Source organism: Defluviitoga sp. (assembly GCF_035349255.1).
GTDB lineage: Bacteria > Thermotogota > Thermotogae > Petrotogales > Petrotogaceae > Defluviitoga.
Window position 1 is genome coordinate 1 of sequence record NZ_DAOPSE010000083.1, and the last position, 2,822, is coordinate 2,822.

Annotated in this window: 2 protein-coding genes; both read left to right on the forward strand. The window is 32.2% G+C overall.

Translation table 11 applies throughout. The features are described 5' to 3' along the window. On the forward strand, positions 1-1,663 hold a 1,663-nt coding region (locus PKN74_RS08255), incomplete at its 5' end, for a heavy metal translocating P-type ATPase (RefSeq protein WP_472310355.1). A gap of 526 nt (positions 1,664-2,189) precedes the next feature. Continuing rightward, the gene (locus tag PKN74_RS08260) at positions 2,190-2,801 is read left to right on the forward strand and encodes a carbohydrate kinase family protein (RefSeq protein WP_045087728.1); all 612 of its coding nucleotides are present in this window, start codon (positions 2,190-2,192) and stop codon (positions 2,799-2,801) included. The last annotated feature ends 21 nt before the right edge of the window (positions 2,802-2,822 follow it).

Sequence of the window (2,822 nt, forward strand, 5' to 3'; positions counted from 1 at the left end):
AGGCTTGATTTTTGATGAAAACTTTCTTATGAGTATTGCGACAATTGGTGCATTCGCTATTGGGCAATATGCTGAAGCAGTAGGAGTTATGATTTTTTATGAGATTGGGGAGTTGTTACAAGAACTTGCTGTGGATAATTCAAGAAGATCAATAAAATCATTGCTTCAGATAAGACCTGATTATGCTAATATTGTAGATGATGACAGAACTTATAAAGTTTCACCGCAAGAGGTCAATGTTGGACAATTAATTTTGGTTAAGCCTGGAGAAAGAATTCCACTAGACGGGGTAGTAATAAAAGGATCTACAATGGTAGATACTTCAGCCTTAACTGGTGAACCTGTTCCAAAGACAATTAAAGAAGGCGATGATGTATTAAGCGGATTTGTGAATCTTAATGGGTCAATTACCGTAAAAGTTATGAAAGAGTATAGTCAGTCTACTTACTCTAAGATATTAGAGACCGTTGAAAATGCCTCAAGTAAGAAGGCAAAGACAGAAAAAATCATCTCAAAATTTTCAAGGTATTATACACCAATTGTTGTATTTTCTGCAATTGCTTTAGCTATTCTTCCACCATTAGTATTCGGAGGACCATTTAAACAATGGTTGTATAGGGCTTTAGTTTTTCTTGTTATTTCGTGTCCCTGTGCTTTAGTGTTGTCAATTCCATTAGGGTACTTTGCTGGGATTGGTAAGCTATCTAAAAAAGGAGTGCTTGTTAAAGGTGGAAACTATCTTGAAACATTAAAAAAAATAGATACAATAATTTTTGATAAAACCGGAACTCTAACTGAAGGGGTATTCGAGGTTACTGAGGTTAAAGCTTACAACGGGATTAACAGCCATGAACTTTTGAAAATAGCAGCCTATGCAGAAAGCCATTCAAATCATCCTATTGCAACATCAATCAAGGAATATTATAACGATAATATAGATGAAAAGTTAATACAGGAATATCAAGAGATAGTTGGAAAAGGGGTTAGGGCTAAAATAAATGGTGAGACAGTATTAGTTGGTAATATAGATTTAATGAAAGAAAATGGTATAAATATTCCAGAACTAGAGCCAAATGGAACTATTGTATATGTTGGAATTAATGACAGCTTTGCAGGGTATATTAAGATTTCAGATAAGATAAGGCCAAAGGCAAAGGATACTATAAATAAATTGAAAAAGTTAGGAATAAAGAAAACAGTTTTATTGACAGGAGATAATGAAGAAACAGCAAGAAAAGTAGGGTTAGAACTTGGTGTGGATGAATACTATGCAAATTTACTCCCAGAAGATAAAGTAGCTCTATTAGAAAGATATTTAAATAATGTACATACCGTTGCTTTTGTTGGAGATGGTATTAACGATGCCCCAGTTCTTGCAAGAACTGATGTTGGGATTGCAATGGGAGGATTAGGTTCTGATGCTGCTATAGAAGCAGCGGACGTTGTTATTATGGAGGATGATATTTCCAAGATAATAGACGCAATTAACATTTCACGAAAAACTATTAAGATTATATGGCAAAATATAATATTTATTTTAGCGGTAAAGATTTTATTTCTTATCTTAGGAGCTTTAGGATTGGCAAATATGTGGGGAGCAGTATTTGCAGATGTTGGGGTATCTCTATTGGCTGTGTTTAATTGTATGAGGATTTTAAAATAACGAAGATAGGAATTAATTAAGCTTAAGTATAGAGTCCAAGTTTATTTTATCTAAAATAGAATGTTCTATCGATAATATTATTTGTGTATTATTAATTTACTAAAATACAGTCCAAGGGATATTTTGTTTTCCTCAATTAGATATGTCTTTAGCTCCTGCTTCTATGACTCTTTTTATCTGATTTATGGTGTAATTGGTATTGTAAAAAGAAGTTTAAATTTAGTCGATTTATATAATTGAATTATAATTTTGGGATCTAAAAAAATCTAAAAAGCTTAATTTATTGTTTTTGTCGTATAATCTTGTAATGAAGCAATTTTATTATTAGTGACTTTAGAAATTAAGATTTTCTAAGAATGGGGTTTTGAATTTAAAATGGGTCTAAGGCGGAGCCCTCCCCTCCCAGGTACAAGTGCCGAAAAGTTGAGGAGCTATTTGTAAAAATAATCAAATCCCAAACCTAAATATAATAAGAATTTTAGAATTTCTAGAGTAAGTTAATTTTATTTTTAAGTGTGGGTATATAATGATCAGTATAGATGTTATAGGTGACATTTTTTTAGATATCTACATTATTCAAGAACAAGGAGAAGATATTCATAAATCTGAGATATACATGTTTCCTGGTGGTTCTAGGCTTATTATTGCGATAGGTTTAGCCAAACGAGGTTATAACGTTAGATTGATTGGTAATGTCGGTAACGATTTTGTAGGAGATTATCTTATTAAAATATTGACGAGGTATGGTGTAGATGTTGATTATGTTCAAAGAATGGATATGCGCACACCTTTATTTGTTAATATTAATGAAAAGCCTATAGCGATTGATAGACAGCTGCTTGATTGTGATGTATTGCTTCCTAATAATAAATCAGACTATTTGTTCATTACTACTGAGATAAGTGAAGAGGTTATTAATAGAGATCTGTTTTCATATTACAAAAAGGTGTTCTTTGATATTGGACCAAGGTCAAAAATTATCTCTAATAATCATAAAAAATATAATAATGTTCTTTACATCGGAAACGAAAAAGAATGTAAAGAACTTCCATTTACTTGTGATGTTATAAAACTAGGAGTCAACCACCCACCGCCTATAGAGGTGGGGGCTTGTAGAAATACAAGCTCGGTTGATTAGCCTATGTCATTAGCTTTTGCT